Raw genomic sequence first — 13,945 nt, forward strand, 5'->3', positions numbered from 1 at the left:
AGCCAATTTTCAAGAAAATCAGCACGTGACCGGCGGATTCAAGCTTGTTTTGCTTCGGATTTGTGCGTTTCGGTCTCAAAATGCTCAAATCCGGGCGTCCCTCGATCCCTGGGGTTGCGTGAGATATGCTTGGCTTTGATCTGCTCCGAGCTATCCCGGCTGCCGTCATGGCTGTAACCGGGTGGGGCAAAGCAATAGGCCAACCGCTGGCGCAAAGTTAGCCCCGATTGCGTGGCATCCTGCCAGATTCCGACCCATTCGTGAAAAGCGACGCGCAACGGGTTGAAGGTTCCGATATTGTGAACCAACCCATAGTCGACCTTGTCATCGACCTGCTCTGGCACAAAGGTGCCGAACATCTTGTCCCAGATGATGAACACGCCAGCATAGTTGCAATCCAGATAGCGCGCGTTGCGGCCATGATGGGCGCGGTGGTGGCTGGGGGTGTTCATAACCGCCTCGAACCAGCGGGGCATCTTGCCGATGGCCTCGGTGTGAATCCAGAACTGATAGATCAGGTTCAGACCGCCGACAAACAGAACCATTGCCGGATGAAACCCCAGCAGGATCAGCGGCGCGCGCACGACCATCATGAAGGTGAATGTATAAGTCCAGGTCTGACGCAACGCTGTGGTCAGGTTGTAATGCTGAGAGCTATGATGGTTCACATGGCTGGCCCAGACCCAACGGATGCGATGCCCGAACCGATGCACCCAATAGTAACGCAAATCGTCCAGCAAAAAGCACAGGACAATCACCGGGATCGAGGTGCCCAGGTTCAGCGGAGTAATCTGCCACAACCACATAAAGAACCCGTAGGCGATGAAACCGAGCAGAAACCCCGAGGCAATATTGCCCGCGCCCATGATCAGCGAGGTGACCGCATCCCGCGTTTCATAGCGCCCGCCCCGGCCTTTGAAAGCGATCCAGACGAACTCGGCCAGAATTGCGGCGATAAAGAACGGGACTGCCCATTGCACGGCATCGGGAAAGGAAATCTGGTCGGTCATGCGGGCTCCATCAGGTGTCGCCAGTGGGCGCGTTCGATGTCATCGAGGTGGATGCGGGTTGAGGGGGTTCCGAAATCATGAAACTGAACTTCGAATCCGTCCGGATGCTCGATCCAGTCATAATCCTGCAGGTGGCGAGCCACGGTATCCGCGCCGAACGACCACAAAAGGCCCGAACCGGTTGTGGTTCGGATCAGCGCGGTACGTTGGTCATGCGCTACGGTTACATCTGCGATCACGTCATCTGGGAAATGGCGAGACCATTGCGCGCGGGCCAGATCAGGCGTCAGGGCGAACTGCCGCGAACGGCCCGTCAGATGCAGCAGAATAGTAATTCCGCCGATCCCCCCAACGACCAGAACTAACAATATCTCCAGCGGCATGACATCCTCCTGACCCACAAACTGCAAAGCGGAGGCTTGGCTGTCAAAGGTGGCGTCGCGTAAGCTGAAATTCGACCTGAAGCACCGGTTGGGGATCACGGTACCCTTGTAAAGAGGTCAGTTGGTAATCGTATAGGTCCCCCCGGAATCACCCTTGCCCTTGTTGCGGGTAAAGGTAACCTGGTTCCCTTCTAACGTTACTTTCTGGCAATCCTGCGGGATCTGATTTCCGCCAACAACAAGCGTTCGGCACCAAAACCTTTTGTTCCAGGCCCATGCGCCCGAGAATTTGACCTTGTCGCTGGTTTGCCCGGAAATCTTCCCGTCGGGTGAAATAAGCACCCAGGTGCCGCCATCCACCAGTTTCTTACCGGCGACAGCATTCAGAAAATCTTGTTCTTTCTTGATGTCTTTGGCCTCGGCAACCAATGCCGAGCCCAAAACCAGACAGGCAGCAATGGCCAGAGTGAATACGTTCTTCATAAAGAAAGCCTCCTCGTTACAACGACGGGGAGGCTATCATAAATTCAGGACTTCAGGAAAACGACCTTAGCTTTCTTCCGCGACCAGTGCCGCAATAATCGCCTTGGCACTGTCTGAATTCCACTCGGCATCCCCGATCAGGCGGGCGATTTCATTGCCATCGGGGTCAAGAATGACCGTGATTGGCAGGGCAATGACACCGAACTCACGTGCCACAGCCGAGCCTGGATCTTGATGGCGCGGCAGGTTCTCGATGTTGTTTTCCTCGAAAAACTTCTTGATCCCCGCAGGTGAGTTGCGCCCGGTGGCCAATGTCAGGACTTCGAATTTGTCACCCCCGAATTCCGCCTGCAACTCGGCGATCTGAGGCATTTCCTTGCGGCACGGTGCGCACCATGTGGCCCAAAAGTTCAGCAGGACGTATTTGCCCTGATAGTCGGCAAGCGTTGCGGTGCCACCGTCATCTTCCAACTGAAATTCGACCAAGGTGTGCGGTTTGGGCTCTTTGTGCAGGATCAACCGCTTCAGGGTGCCTTCGCGCAGCGGACCCAGAGTTTCCGCATCTGTGGCCAAAGCCGCGTTTGCACCTAGCGCAAGGGCCATATAAAGGGGGATCAGACGAAATAGGCGCATATCAACTCCGGGTTTTCTTACATGACCGATCAATCTTCGAACCAGATGTGGGGCGGCCGCTTTGCCGCCGGTCCAGACGCGATCATGGAGGCGATCAACGCCTCGATCGGGTTCGATCAGCGGATGGCAGCCCAGGACATTGCAGGCTCGCGTGCCCATGCCGCCATGCTGGCTGCCACAGGTGTTATTACTGATAGTGATGCGCAGGCTATTCGGGAAGGGCTGCTCACCGTTTTGTCAGAAATCCAGAACGGAGAATTTCAGTTCTCGACCGCGTTGGAAGACATCCACATGAATGTCGAGGCGCGCCTGAAAGAGGTGATTGGCGAACCCGCAGGCCGTTTGCACACAGGCCGGTCTCGCAATGATCAGGTGGCGACCGATTTCAAACTATGGGTCCGCGATCAGTTTGATGCGGCCGAATCCGGCCTGCTGGCCCTGATCCGCGCGCTTTTGGCGCAGGCTGAGGCTGGCGCTGATTGGGTCATGCCTGGCTTTACCCATCTGCAGGTGGCGCAGCCGGTGACATGGGGTCATCACATGATGGCCTATGTCGAGATGTTTGGCCGCGACCTGTCCCGCGTCCGCGATGCCCGCGCGCGGATGAACGAATCCCCTCTGGGGGCCGCCGCGCTGGCCGGCACTTCCTTCCCCATCGACCGGCACATGACGGCGGAAGCCTTGGGTTTTGACCGCCCCGCCGCCAATTCGCTGGACGCCGTCAGCGACCGCGATTTTGCGCTGGAGTTCCTGTCGACCGCCTCGATCTGCGCCGTCCATCTGTCGCGCTTTGCCGAGGAACTGGTGATCTGGTCCTCGGCCCAGTTTCGGTTTGTCACCCTGTCTGACCGGTTCTCGACCGGCTCGTCGATCATGCCGCAGAAAAAGAACCCTGATGCAGCGGAACTAATCCGTGCCAAAGTGGGGCGCATCTATGGCGCCAACACCGCACTGATGATGGTGATGAAAGGCCTGCCGCTGGCTTATTCCAAGGACATGCAGGAAGACAAGGAACAGGTCTTTGATGCTGCCGACAACTGGATGCTGGCGCTGGCGGCGATGGAGGGCATGGTCAAGGACATGACCGCCAACCGCGACAGCCTGGCTGCGGCTGCAGGGTCGGGTTTTTCGACCGCGACTGATCTGGCCGACTGGCTGGTGCGCGTTCTGGGCCTGCCGTTCCGCGATGCCCATCACGTCACCGGATCGCTGGTTGCGATGGCCGAGAGCAAGGGCTGCGATCTGCCGGACCTGACGCTTGCGGATATGCAAACAGTGCATGCGGAGATCACCGATGACGTCTTTTCTGTCCTTACGGTGCAAAATTCGGTAAACTCGCGCCAGTCTTACGGCGGCACGGCACCGGATCAGGTGCGGGCTCAGGTCAAGCGATGGAAGGCGTTGGTGTAATGCGAATTCTGACTGCGGCTCTGTTGATGCTGGCAGGGGTAACCCTGGCCGGATGCGGTGCGGATGGCGAACCGATCCAACCAACGATGAGCGCCAATATCGGCGTCGGCACCAGCGGCGCCTATGTCGGGGGCGGCGTTGGCCTGCAACGCGGCCCCCTGAGCGTTTTTCTCGGGCGGTAGTGTTTCCCGAGTTGCAGTTTCAGCACTCAGTTCCCATTTCAGACCGATCAATGGCGCTTGGCCGTAAACCTTGGAAAAAGAAATGAATATGAAGATTTTAGGCCTGTTCTTTGGCCTCGCCATTCTTGCGGCTTGCGACCCATCCTATAAACCGCGACCCGATCCCGAACCCCAATCCGGCGGATCTGGAATTTCGATATCCGGATATGGGCGGGTCGGCGTTTCGCATATTGAATGACGCGACACCCCTGTTTGCGTAGAATCCATTGATCCGCTGGGGCATTCTGGTCTAAGCGCGTCTTTATGGATCACTTTCTTTACCGCGACGGCGCGCTTTACGCCGAGGATGTCCCGATCTCCGAAATCGCAGCTGCGGTTGGGACACCCTTTTACGTCTATTCGACGGCGACGCTGCTGCGTCATTTCCAGCTGTTCGATGAGGCGTTGGACGGGACCGACCACCTCGTATGTTATGCGATGAAGGCCGCCAGCAATCAGGCGATCCTGAAGACGCTGGCCGAGGCAGGCGCGGGGATGGACGTTGTTTCGGGTGGGGAATACCTGCGGGCCAAAGCTGCCGGAGTGCCCGGCGATAAGATCGTGTTTTCGGGCGTTGGCAAAACAGCCGAAGAAATTCGCACTGCTCTGACCGGTGGCATTCGTCAGTTCAACGTGGAATCCGAACCCGAGATGGAGGTGATCAACGCCGTTGCGCTTGATTTGGGCGTCGTTGCTCCGATCACCGTTAGAGTAAATCCGGATGTGGACGCCAAGACCCACGCCAAAATAGCCACCGGAAAATCCGAGAATAAATTCGGCATTCCGATCGCCCGTGCGTCAGAAGTCTATGCCCACGCTGCCAGCCTGCCCGGGCTGAAGGTCATTGGCATCGACGTCCATATCGGCTCGCAACTGACCGAGCTGGAGCCTTTTGCATTGGCCTATCAGAAGGTTGCTGAGCTGACCGAGACGCTGCGCAGTGAGGGCCACAATATTCGCCGCCTTGATCTGGGTGGGGGGTTGGGCATTCCTTATGCGCGCTCGAACGACGCGCCGCCGCTGCCTTTGGAATACGGTGCGCTGATCAAAGACACTCTGGGTCATCTGGGATGCGAAATCGAAATAGAGCCGGGCCGCCTGATTGCCGGTAATGCTGGTTTGATGGTCAGCAAAGTGATCTATGTGAAATCCGGCGAGGGCCGGGATTTCCTGATCCTCGACGGTGCCATGAACGACCTGATCCGCCCGGCCATGTACGAAGCCTATCACGATATCGTACCGGTGATCGAACCCGTGCCGGGCACGGAACAGCAACCCTATGATATCGTCGGTCCGGTTTGCGAAAGCGGCGATACATTTGCCAAGCAACGGCAGATGCCGCCACTGGGTGCTGGTGATCTGGTCGCCTTTCGCAGCGCAGGGGCCTATGGCGCGGTCATGTCCAGCGAATACAACACGCGGCCCCTGATACCCGAAGTTCTGGTGCACGGAGATCAATTTGCCGTAATTCGTGAACGTCCGAGCTTTGACGAAATCATAAACCGCGATACCATACCCGAGTGGCTCTGACGCAATAGACGCGCGGGCCGGTGAACGGAGGCCCGACTTGACCGCAAGAGAAACCTTGCCGATCCCCAGATTGTCTTTGCTGCTAACGCAGGTGGGGATGCTAAGCGAGCAGGTTTGGCGGTCTTTCTGGCCGTTTTTCTCAATTTCCATGGCGCTGTTGGCTGCGCTGATGCTCGGACTGCAGGACCATGTCGGGGTGGAAACCGTTTGGGTCGCGGGGTCGGCGGCGTTGTTTGGGTTGTTGGTTGCACTGATCCACGGCGCGCGGCGGTTCCGTTTCCCAACACGAAACGAAGCGTTGATCCGGATGGATGAGACCCTGCCAGGGCGTCCTATCCAGGCTCTGATGGATGAACAGGCCATCGGCGCGATGGATGCTGATTCTGTGGCCCTGTGGCGGGCTCATCAGGCGCGTATGGCGGAACGTGCCGCACAGGCTGCGCCGGTAAAGCCGGATCTCCGACTGGCCGACCGCGACCCCTATGCTCTGAGGTTCATAGCTTTGCTGGCGCTGGTGATTGCTGTGCTTTTCGGCTCATTTTGGCGCATAGGATCCGTGACAGAGATGACACCGGGTGCAGCTGTTGCCGGTCAGGGACCAAGTTGGGAAGGCTGGGTCGAGCCGCCACGCTATACCGGCTTGCCAACGCTCTATCTGGCAGATCAATCCGCCCCGACACTTTCGGTCCCGCAAGGCAGCCGCATCACATTGCGATTCTACGGCGAGGTCGGTGCGCACAGCTTGACCGAAACCTCGACACCGCTGGGCACGGAAGCGGTCACCGACCCTGAACAGGAATTTGTCGTCGAACGTTCGGGCCGAATGACGATAGACGGGCCTTCCGGACGCGATTGGGCGTTGGAAGTGATCGCAGATACGTCTCCGCAGATCACCGTGTCGGACGTTGCCAAATCCGAAGCAGGCGGCCAGATGAAACTGCCCTTTGCGGCCAAAGATGATTACGGTGTGATAGCAGGCTCTGCCCTGATCGAACTGGATCTGGATGCAATTGATCGCCGCTATGGTCTGATGGCGAATCCAGAACCGCGTGAGGTGATCGAGGTTGAGTTACCGATGCCCATTACAGGCGACCGGGCCGATTTCACCGAGAATCTGATCGAGGATTTCTCACAACATCCCTGGGCGCATCTGCCAGTAAAGATCACTTTGATGGCGCGTGATGCTGCCGATCAGCAAGGGCAGTCTGAACCCTATACAACAGCACTTCCGGCGCGTCGGTTCTTTGATCCGCTGGCGGCTGCGATCGTTGAACAGCGGCGCGATCTGCTGTGGTCACGGGACAACGCGAAACGGGTATCTCAGATTCTGCGGGCGGTATCGTACCTGCCCGAGGACCTGTTCCGCTCGGATACGGCCTATTTACGCCTGCGGGTGACACTTCGGCGGCTTGAGACATTTACCGAATACGGGTTGAAGCCGACGCAGCAGGAAGAAATCGCGGCCTCACTATGGAAGCTGGCCGTATTGATCGAGGACGGTACGCTTGCCGACGCTCTTGAGCGGATGCGCCGGGCGCAGGAGCGCCTGACGGAGGCGATGCAGAACGGGGCAAGCGACGAAGAGATCGCTGAGCTGATGCAAGAGCTGCGCGAGGCCACCCAGGACTATCTGCAACAGTTACAGCGGTTGGCAGAGCAGAACGGCGAAGAAGGTCAGCAGGGGCAAGACGGTGAATCCTTGCAAATGACGCAGGATGATCTGCAACGGATGATGGATCGAATTCAGGATCTGATGGAGCAGGGCCGTATGGCCGAGGCGCAGCAGGCGCTGGAGGAATTCCAGCAGATGATGGAGAACATGCGCGTCACGCAAGGTCAGGGTCAAGGTCAGCAATCCGAAGGCCAACAGGCAATGGAGGGTTTGGCAGAGACATTGCGCGATCAACAGGGGCTGAGCGATCAGGCTTTCCGCGATCTGCAAGAGCAGTTCAATCCCGGTGCGCAGACTGGTGAAAACCAGGGCAATCAGGGCCGCAATGGCGGTCAGGGCCGTGGTCAGAGCCACGAAGGCCAGGGCGGACAGGGGCAGGGTGCGGACCAGGCTGATGAAGGTCAGCAGGGTCAGGGTTCGCTGGCCGATCGTCAACAGGCCCTGCGCGATGAGCTGGGCCGCCAGCAACAAAACCTGCCCGGTGCCGGTACCCCGGAAGGCGAAGCCGCCCGTGATGCGCTTGGGCGCGCTGGCCGCGCCATGGATGAGGCTGAGCAGGCTCTGCGGAATGACGAGCTGGCTGATGCTATCGACAACCAGTCCGAAGCGATGGATGCGCTGCGGGAAGGGATGCGCTCGTTAGGTGAGGCCTTGGCCCAGAACCAGCAGAATCAACCAGGTCAAGGCAGCCAGGAAGGTGATATGCAAGCCAACAACCGCGATCCGCTGGGCCGCAACCCTGGGGCAAACGGGTCGATGTCAACCGATGAGAGCCTGCTGCAGGGTGAGGACGTTTATCGCCGGGCCCGCGAGTTGCTGGACGAAATTCGCCGCCGGACCGGTGAATCCGAACGTCCCGAGATTGAATTGGAATATCTCAAGCGCCTGCTTGAACGGTTCTGATCAGTTCTGAGAAGCGCCAGCCTGGGTATCCAGCCAAAGCCGGGCTTGATCCACCAAAGACACATAAGGTTTGAGAACTGCATCCGCCTGAGGAACAGCCTCACTGATTTGCGGAGCATTGCCGTAGATCAGGAACAGGATCACACCAAGTATCAAGATCAGAGCGAACCCACGCAGAAAGCCACCGGATTTGCGGGGCGCAGGCGCTGATACCTCGGGTGCATCTGCAGAGGCGTCGCCGCGGAACCCAGAATTGATCGTCTCGACATCGGGCAGGGCGTCACCTTGCCCGGAATCTTTAGCGGTTTCTGTAGCTGTCAGTTCCTTGACCGCCTGTTCGGGGTCTGGTTCCGGCTCGGAAGGTGGATCAAGAGCAAGATCAGGCTGGCTTTCAAGACTGCTACCTTCCTGGGCCCGCAATTCGGCTTCACGTGCGGCTTCTTCCTTCAGAATATCGGCGACCGAAGGATCCACATTGCTGACCGGCGCACCATCCTTTGGTGGGGTTTCGGGCTCGGGCTCGGTCTGGTCGGCGGTTTCTGACTCCGCCGGTGGAACTGCCTTATCCTCGGCAGTCGTTTCATCTGCAGGTTGCTCAACGGCTGGATCCGCCGGATGTTTGGCCTGGAACCACGTTTTCTCGCAATTCGAACACTGAACATCGCGGCCTTCCTCTGGAATGACCTCGTCTGGCACCTCGTATTGGGCACTGCAGTTGGGACAAGTAAGACGCATGCTGCCTCCGGGCCGGGGGTTGGCCTGATAATAGTTTTTTTAAGAATGATATTCCGTTAGAACCAAACAGCAAAGCGCGTTTTCGGTTTCGCGGGCCAAGTGTCACCATTTGGACCCGGTACGGGCATTGAAACCTGAACCGCGCTGGGGCAAGAAGAGCGGCACAAAAATTGGGGGCCCCCGTGATCGAGCTGGACCATGTCAGCTACACCTATGGTGGAGGTGAATTGCTGAGCGACGTATCGCTTAAGCTTCAACCGGGGTCGTTTCATTTCCTGACCGGGCCGTCCGGTGCTGGCAAAACAACCCTGTTAAAGCTCTGCTATGGCGCATTGCTGCCCACATCGGGAAGGCTGAGCGTGTTCGATCAGGATATCGCCCGCCTTAACCGCGATCAGATGGCCCTGATGCGCCGCCGGATTGGTGTGGTGCATCAGGATTGCCGGTTTCTGGATCACATGACTTTGGCCGAGAATGTCGCTTTGCCGTTGATGGTATCCGGTAAGGCGGAAATTGCCGAGCAAACAGATCTGTCAGATCTGTTAAACTGGGTCGGGCTGGGTGCGCGTCTTGACGCGCTGCCACCAGAGCTGTCAGGCGGTGAACGCCAGCGTGCGGCGCTGGCCCGTGCGGTGATGCTGTCGCCGGATGTCGTGCTGGCCGATGAGCCGACGGGCAATGTGGATTGGGAAATGTCTCAGCGACTTTTGCGCCTGCTGGTCGAGTTGAACAAGATGGGCAAGACAGTCTTGATTGCGACCCATGATCTTAGCCTGATCCGTGCGGCGAAAAGCCAGGTGCAGGCGCGTGTTTTGCGCATCTCGCAGCGCCAAATTCAACTGGCGGGGGCGGATCTATGAACGTGGAAACTTTCCGCAACCTGTTGAAACGTGATGGTCGTGCCGACCGAGTTGTTCCGCCCACTGGCTATACTGCACATCTCACACTGTTCGTGTCCGGTGCGATGGGCTTTCTTGCGGTGTTCGCGCTGGCTCTGTCATTGGCGTCGGGGCGAGTGGCAGACCGCTGGGCAAGCGAACTTGCCGGTGCTGCCACGGTGCGGATCAATGCCCCGGCCGACCAGATGGCCGCCCAGACTGAAACCGCGCTGACGGTGCTGTCGCAAACACCCGGTGTCGCCTCTGCCCGGGCGTTGACTATCGAGGAGCAGATTGCGCTGTTGTCGCCTTGGTTTGGCCCGGATTTGCCACTGGACACGCTGCCCGTGCCGCAGTTGATCGAAATTTTCGAAGGTGAGCCAGGTCTGGATGCAGCAGGATTGCGCCTGCGTCTTGGGGCCGAGGTGCCCGGAGCCGTACTGGACGACCACTCGCGCTGGCGCGAACCTTTGGTTGATGCGGCCCGCTCGCTCCGGAGGCTTGGCTGGGTCTCAATCCTTCTGATTGGCGGAGCGACCGCCGCCATGATCACATTGGCGGCCAATGCGTCGCTGGCAGCCAACGCGCAGATTATCGAAGTGCTGCGTCTTGTCGGGGCCCGGGATCGATTTATTGCCAATGCGTTTGTTCGCCGCTTCACTTACCGCGCATTTTTTGGTGCGATGGTTGGTGTGCTGTTCGGAATGACAGGTGTGTTGTTGCTGCCCGAGGCATCGTCGGACGAGGGCGGTTTTCTGACGGGCCTGGGCTTTCAGGGGGCAGGGTGGCTGTTGCCAGCCCTCATCCCGGTACTGGGTGCTGCGGTGGCCTTTCTAGCCACTTGGACTGCGGCAAACCGCAAATTGAAGGAGCTTTCGTAATGGCCACTCCAATTCAATGGATCCGCTCACTTGTCTTCATGATCGTGATCTACATGTGGATGCTGGTCCTTGGCCTCGTGTTTGCTCCTTACGCCATGTTTGCAAAGCGCGGAGCGTTACATGCATGCAAGACCTATGCGCGCACAACCATGTGGCTGGCGCGTTGGATGGTTGGTATTCGATGCGAAGTTCGCGGGACTGTGCCAGTGGACGAGGTGGTCATCGGGGCCAAACACCAGTCTTTCCTCGATATCATCATGATCTTTAGCGCGATTCCTCATGGCAAGTTCATTATGAAGCGCGAATTGCTGTGGACGCCAGTCATTGGGCTTTACGCCAGCCGTCTGGGGTGCATCCCGGTCAATCGCGGCAAGAAGGGCGCTGCTGTGGCCAAGATGGTCCAGGATGTGGCGAAGGAATTTACAGAACCTGGCCAGTTGGTGATCTATCCGCAGGGCACCCGTGTCGCGCCCGGCGTTCACAAACCGTATAAGGTTGGAACTGCCGTCCTGTACGAAGGCTTGGGAATCCCTTGCGTACCTGTTGCAACAAATGCCGGAGTGTTCTGGCCCCGCAGCGGCGTGATGCGCAAACCCGGCCTTGCGATCGTCGACTTCCTTGATCCGATAGAACCCGGCGTCGAACGTGCGCGCTTTCTGGACCGATTGGAAGATGTGATCGAGACGCGCTCGAACGCTTTGATGACAGAAGTGGGGTTTGATCCTGATGCAGTTCATTGACGATACCGAATCGCTTGCGGGGCATTACGGCGCACCGGGCGCCCCATCATTGCGTAAAGTAGCGCACCGGTTGACGCCTCTGTACCGGCAATGGGTCATGGCTTCGCGGCTATGCGTACTCAGTACGGTTGGGCCCGAAGGGGTCGATGGCAGCCCACGTGGCGATGATGGTCCGGTGGTTCTGGAACTGGATCCAAAGACATTGGCGATGCCCGACTGGCGCGGAAACAACCGGCTGGACAGCTTGCGCAATATCGTGCGCGATCCGCGTGTGTCCTTGATGTTCATGGTCCCAGGGTCGAACAATGTTGTGCGCGTCAACGGGTCGGCCCGACTGACAGCGGACCAAGACCTTCGAACCCGGTTCGAAAAACAAGGCAGGCTTCCGGCCACCGTGATCGTCATCGACATTACAGAGGTCTACACTCAGTGTGCCCGTGCGCTGATGCGTGCGCGGACTTGGAGCAGCGGGGACGAAGCCGCCATATTGCCGACAATGGGTGAAATCCTGGCCGAAGCGTCAGACGGCGAGGAAGGTGGCACGCAATATGATGAGGCCTGGGGGCAACGCGCCGCAAAAACGATGTGGTAGCCTGTTTACTTATCAAGGTTTGGTCAAAGAATCGTCACACGGGTAAGTAAGTAGATAACCGTGAGGCAAATACAGAATACAGGAGCCGTCAATGGAGCAGCTTAGTTCAGTTTGGGATTCTTTCCTGAACCACGCCCGCTATGTGTTTACGTCTCCTTTGGATCCCACGAACCGGATTTTCTATGTCTATGTCGGCAGTTCTCTGCTGATTGCCTTCGCCATCTATGCCGTGAAGCGCAGAAACGCGTCACATGTAGACGGAGAGAGCAGCTTTCTGGGGTTCCTGTTTCCCCGCAAGGTCTGGAACCATCCTTCTGCATGGCTCGATATCCGCTATTTCTTTTTCCACAAACTGATCGGGCATTTCCTGATATTGGGTCTGCTGGCCGGATCAGCCGCCTTGTCCTATCAATGGGCAAGCGGTGGGCTTGACCCCAATAACTCACCCCGGGCAGAGCCCTTGGTTGGCTGGTTGGGGGCTTTGGCTACCTTCACCTACATGCTCATTCTATTCCTGATTATGGATTTCATCGGCTACGCAGCCCATTACCTGCAGCACAAGGTCCCGCTGTTGTGGCAATTTCACAAAGTTCATCACAGCGCCGAGGTGATGCACCCGTTGTCGAATTTTCGCGAACATCCGATAGACAATATCCTCTACAATGTTGCGATTGGGTTTGGTGCCGGCGCAGTAACCGGGTTTGCGTTTCGACTGTTAGGGTACCAGCCGAACATGCCGGCATTGCTGGGCGTGCCGGTGCTGATGTTCTTGTTCAATGTCGGAGGCTATAATCTGCGACATTCCCATATCTGGTTGCGTTGGCCGGGTGTGTGGTCGAAAGTTTTTCCCTCGCCTGCGCATCACCACGTGCATCACAGTTGCCACCCGGACCATCTGGACAAAAACTTCGCCTTCATGTTTCCGTTCTGGGATGTGTTGTTCGGCACCTACATCATGCCCGAGGATAACAGGGACGTGAAATTCGGCGTGACCGAGAAGGACAAGGGTCACGAGATGGACACCTGCATGAAGCTCTATTTCCTGCCGTTCAGAGATGCGTGGCGTATTCTGAAAAAGAAACGGCGCCCATCGTCTTACCAAGCGCCCGATGCAGATGCCGCCAGTCGCCATTCGGTCAAATAGCGAGCATCTGAGGTGGTTGCCGGCCTGACGTGATCCGCTGATCGCCTGTGTCCGCCAACGCCTTGGCGGTGGTTTCGGCTGGGCATAGTGACGCAAACGCCCTCAAGCCGCGGCGGCTCCGATCTTGGCGATCTTGCTGACCCAGCGGTCCACGTGACCCGGTTTGGGATAACTTGCCCCGGCAAAATAGGTGAACCGGGTCGGCTTGAAGCCAACAAATCCCAATATCTGATCGCGTACCTGGCGGATCAGGGCCTGGCGATAGATCAGGCGCATGAACCAACCCGGCGTATCTGATGTCAGAATGACGCGCGCGGTGCGTCCGCTCAGCATCGGGGCGGGCAATCCAATCTTAGTGGTGTTTCGCGTGTCAAAGGTGCGTCCGGGGATGAACATCCGGTCGATCAGACCTTTGAGCTTTGCGGGCAATCCGCCCCACCACATTGGCGTGGTCAAGACCAGGTGCTCGCTCCATTCGAAATCTTGCAATACCTGCTCAAGAACCGGTTCTAGCGGTTTGAAATCGTGATAATTGCCCTGGCCAAAATCAAAGTCGAACTGCATCTCGCTTAGATGGACCAGACGCACGTCATGTCCCTTGCCTCGGGCGGCGTCGGCATAAGTTTCGGCAAAGGTCCGCGACAGGCTGCTATCGGCGGGGTGTCCGTCGAGGACAAGTATTTTCTTCGGTTGCATGGGGCTCTCCTGAAAATGACCGTGGTCACTTATA

Annotated in this window: 16 protein-coding genes; 10 read left to right on the forward strand and 6 right to left on the reverse strand. The window is 57.9% G+C overall.

Annotated features, from left to right (window positions below):
• Nucleotides 1-38: 38 nt before the first annotated feature.
• The 4 genes from FN806_RS06885 to FN806_RS06900 all read right to left on the reverse strand — a co-directional run bounded on the left by FN806_RS06885 (nucleotide 39) and on the right by FN806_RS06900 (nucleotide 2,509).
• Nucleotides 39-1,010, reverse strand: coding sequence for a sterol desaturase family protein (locus tag FN806_RS06885; RefSeq protein ID WP_142635430.1), 972 nt, complete (start codon nucleotides 1,008-1,010; stop codon nucleotides 39-41).
• A complete protein-coding gene (locus FN806_RS06890) occupies nucleotides 1,007-1,393 on the reverse strand; it encodes a hypothetical protein (protein WP_142635432.1) in 387 nt (128 codons plus the stop codon). Before FN806_RS06890 ends, FN806_RS06885 begins: the two co-directional genes overlap by 4 nt.
• A gap of 117 nt (nucleotides 1,394-1,510) precedes the next feature.
• Nucleotides 1,511-1,876: a hypothetical protein gene (locus FN806_RS06895; RefSeq protein ID WP_142635434.1), complete on the reverse strand. Its 366-nt coding sequence runs from the start codon at nucleotides 1,874-1,876 to the stop codon at nucleotides 1,511-1,513.
• Nucleotides 1,877-1,942: 66 nt separating this feature from the next.
• A complete protein-coding gene (locus tag FN806_RS06900; RefSeq protein WP_142635436.1) occupies nucleotides 1,943-2,509 on the reverse strand; it encodes a TlpA disulfide reductase family protein in 567 nt (188 codons plus the stop codon).
• A gap of 21 nt (nucleotides 2,510-2,530) precedes the next feature.
• On the opposite strand from FN806_RS06900, the gene argH reads away from it, so the two are divergent.
• The 5 genes from argH to FN806_RS06920 all read left to right on the forward strand — a co-directional run bounded on the left by argH (nucleotide 2,531) and on the right by FN806_RS06920 (nucleotide 8,245).
• The gene (gene argH, locus FN806_RS06905; protein WP_142635438.1) at nucleotides 2,531-3,919 is read left to right on the forward strand and encodes an argininosuccinate lyase; all 1,389 of its coding nucleotides are present in this window, start codon (nucleotides 2,531-2,533) and stop codon (nucleotides 3,917-3,919) included.
• The gene (locus tag FN806_RS06910) at nucleotides 3,919-4,101 is read left to right on the forward strand and encodes an argininosuccinate lyase (protein WP_142635440.1); all 183 of its coding nucleotides are present in this window, start codon (nucleotides 3,919-3,921) and stop codon (nucleotides 4,099-4,101) included. The genes argH and FN806_RS06910 overlap by 1 nt, the downstream gene beginning before the upstream one ends.
• Nucleotides 4,102-4,183: 82 nt before the next feature.
• On the forward strand, nucleotides 4,184-4,339 hold the full coding sequence (locus FN806_RS20415) for a hypothetical protein (RefSeq protein WP_185956656.1): 156 nt from the start codon (nucleotides 4,184-4,186) through the stop codon (nucleotides 4,337-4,339).
• 65 nt (nucleotides 4,340-4,404) lie between these two features.
• On the forward strand, nucleotides 4,405-5,670 hold the full coding sequence (gene lysA / locus FN806_RS06915; RefSeq protein WP_142635442.1) for a diaminopimelate decarboxylase: 1,266 nt from the start codon (nucleotides 4,405-4,407) through the stop codon (nucleotides 5,668-5,670).
• Nucleotides 5,671-5,707: 37 nt separating this feature from the next.
• Complete coding sequence (locus FN806_RS06920) at nucleotides 5,708-8,245, forward strand: TIGR02302 family protein (protein WP_246097182.1); 2,538 nt, start codon at nucleotides 5,708-5,710, stop codon at nucleotides 8,243-8,245.
• Here FN806_RS06920 and FN806_RS06925 read toward each other — a convergent pair whose 3' ends face one another.
• Entirely contained in the window at nucleotides 8,246-8,980 is a 735-nt protein-coding gene (locus FN806_RS06925; protein ID WP_142635444.1) for a zinc-ribbon domain-containing protein, read from the reverse strand.
• A gap of 182 nt (nucleotides 8,981-9,162) precedes the next feature.
• On the opposite strand from FN806_RS06925, the gene FN806_RS06930 reads away from it, so the two are divergent.
• The 5 genes from FN806_RS06930 to FN806_RS06950 all read left to right on the forward strand — a co-directional run bounded on the left by FN806_RS06930 (nucleotide 9,163) and on the right by FN806_RS06950 (nucleotide 13,215).
• Nucleotides 9,163-9,840 (forward strand): cell division ATP-binding protein FtsE, encoded by a 678-nt coding sequence (locus tag FN806_RS06930; protein WP_142635446.1) that lies wholly within the window; start codon nucleotides 9,163-9,165, stop codon nucleotides 9,838-9,840.
• Complete coding sequence (locus FN806_RS06935) at nucleotides 9,837-10,739, forward strand: cell division protein FtsX (protein WP_142635448.1); 903 nt, start codon at nucleotides 9,837-9,839, stop codon at nucleotides 10,737-10,739. The genes FN806_RS06930 and FN806_RS06935 overlap by 4 nt, the downstream gene beginning before the upstream one ends.
• A complete protein-coding gene (locus FN806_RS06940) occupies nucleotides 10,739-11,479 on the forward strand; it encodes a lysophospholipid acyltransferase family protein (RefSeq protein WP_142635450.1) in 741 nt (246 codons plus the stop codon). Before FN806_RS06935 ends, FN806_RS06940 begins: the two co-directional genes overlap by 1 nt.
• Entirely contained in the window at nucleotides 11,466-12,071 is a 606-nt protein-coding gene (locus FN806_RS06945; RefSeq protein WP_142635452.1) for a pyridoxamine 5'-phosphate oxidase family protein, read from the forward strand. The genes FN806_RS06940 and FN806_RS06945 overlap by 14 nt, the downstream gene beginning before the upstream one ends.
• A gap of 91 nt (nucleotides 12,072-12,162) precedes the next feature.
• Entirely contained in the window at nucleotides 12,163-13,215 is a 1,053-nt protein-coding gene (locus FN806_RS06950; RefSeq protein WP_142635454.1) for a sterol desaturase family protein, read from the forward strand.
• Nucleotides 13,216-13,317: 102 nt separating this feature from the next.
• On the opposite strand, the gene FN806_RS06955 is transcribed toward FN806_RS06950, so the two are convergent.
• The gene (locus tag FN806_RS06955; RefSeq protein ID WP_142635456.1) at nucleotides 13,318-13,911 is read right to left on the reverse strand and encodes an NAD(P)H-dependent oxidoreductase; all 594 of its coding nucleotides are present in this window, start codon (nucleotides 13,909-13,911) and stop codon (nucleotides 13,318-13,320) included.
• Nucleotides 13,912-13,945 lie beyond the last annotated feature (34 nt).

This window comes from Ruegeria faecimaris (genome assembly GCF_900182615.1).
Classification (GTDB): domain Bacteria; phylum Pseudomonadota; class Alphaproteobacteria; order Rhodobacterales; family Rhodobacteraceae; genus Ruegeria; species Ruegeria faecimaris.

Coding starts and splice junctions, on each gene's coding strand:
- FN806_RS06885 (WP_142635430.1), bottom strand. CDS start 1,010: ATGACCGACCAGATTTCCTTTCCCGATGCCGTGCAATGGGCAGTCCCG.
- FN806_RS06890 (WP_142635432.1), bottom strand. CDS start 1,393: ATGCCGCTGGAGATATTGTTAGTTCTGGTCGTTGGGGGGATCGGCGGA.
- FN806_RS06895 (WP_142635434.1), bottom strand. CDS start 1,876: ATGAAGAACGTATTCACTCTGGCCATTGCTGCCTGTCTGGTTTTGGGC.
- FN806_RS06900 (WP_142635436.1), bottom strand. CDS start 2,509: ATGCGCCTATTTCGTCTGATCCCCCTTTATATGGCCCTTGCGCTAGGT.
- argH (WP_142635438.1), top strand. CDS start 2,531: ATGACCGATCAATCTTCGAACCAGATGTGGGGCGGCCGCTTTGCCGCC.
- FN806_RS06910 (WP_142635440.1), top strand. CDS start 3,919: ATGCGAATTCTGACTGCGGCTCTGTTGATGCTGGCAGGGGTAACCCTG.
- FN806_RS20415 (WP_185956656.1), top strand. CDS start 4,184: ATGAATATGAAGATTTTAGGCCTGTTCTTTGGCCTCGCCATTCTTGCG.
- lysA (WP_142635442.1), top strand. CDS start 4,405: ATGGATCACTTTCTTTACCGCGACGGCGCGCTTTACGCCGAGGATGTC.
- FN806_RS06925 (WP_142635444.1), bottom strand. CDS start 8,980: ATGCGTCTTACTTGTCCCAACTGCAGTGCCCAATACGAGGTGCCAGAC.
- FN806_RS06935 (WP_142635448.1), top strand. CDS start 9,837: ATGAACGTGGAAACTTTCCGCAACCTGTTGAAACGTGATGGTCGTGCC.
- FN806_RS06940 (WP_142635450.1), top strand. CDS start 10,739: ATGGCCACTCCAATTCAATGGATCCGCTCACTTGTCTTCATGATCGTG.
- FN806_RS06945 (WP_142635452.1), top strand. CDS start 11,466: ATGCAGTTCATTGACGATACCGAATCGCTTGCGGGGCATTACGGCGCA.
- FN806_RS06950 (WP_142635454.1), top strand. CDS start 12,163: ATGGAGCAGCTTAGTTCAGTTTGGGATTCTTTCCTGAACCACGCCCGC.
- FN806_RS06955 (WP_142635456.1), bottom strand. CDS start 13,911: ATGCAACCGAAGAAAATACTTGTCCTCGACGGACACCCCGCCGATAGC.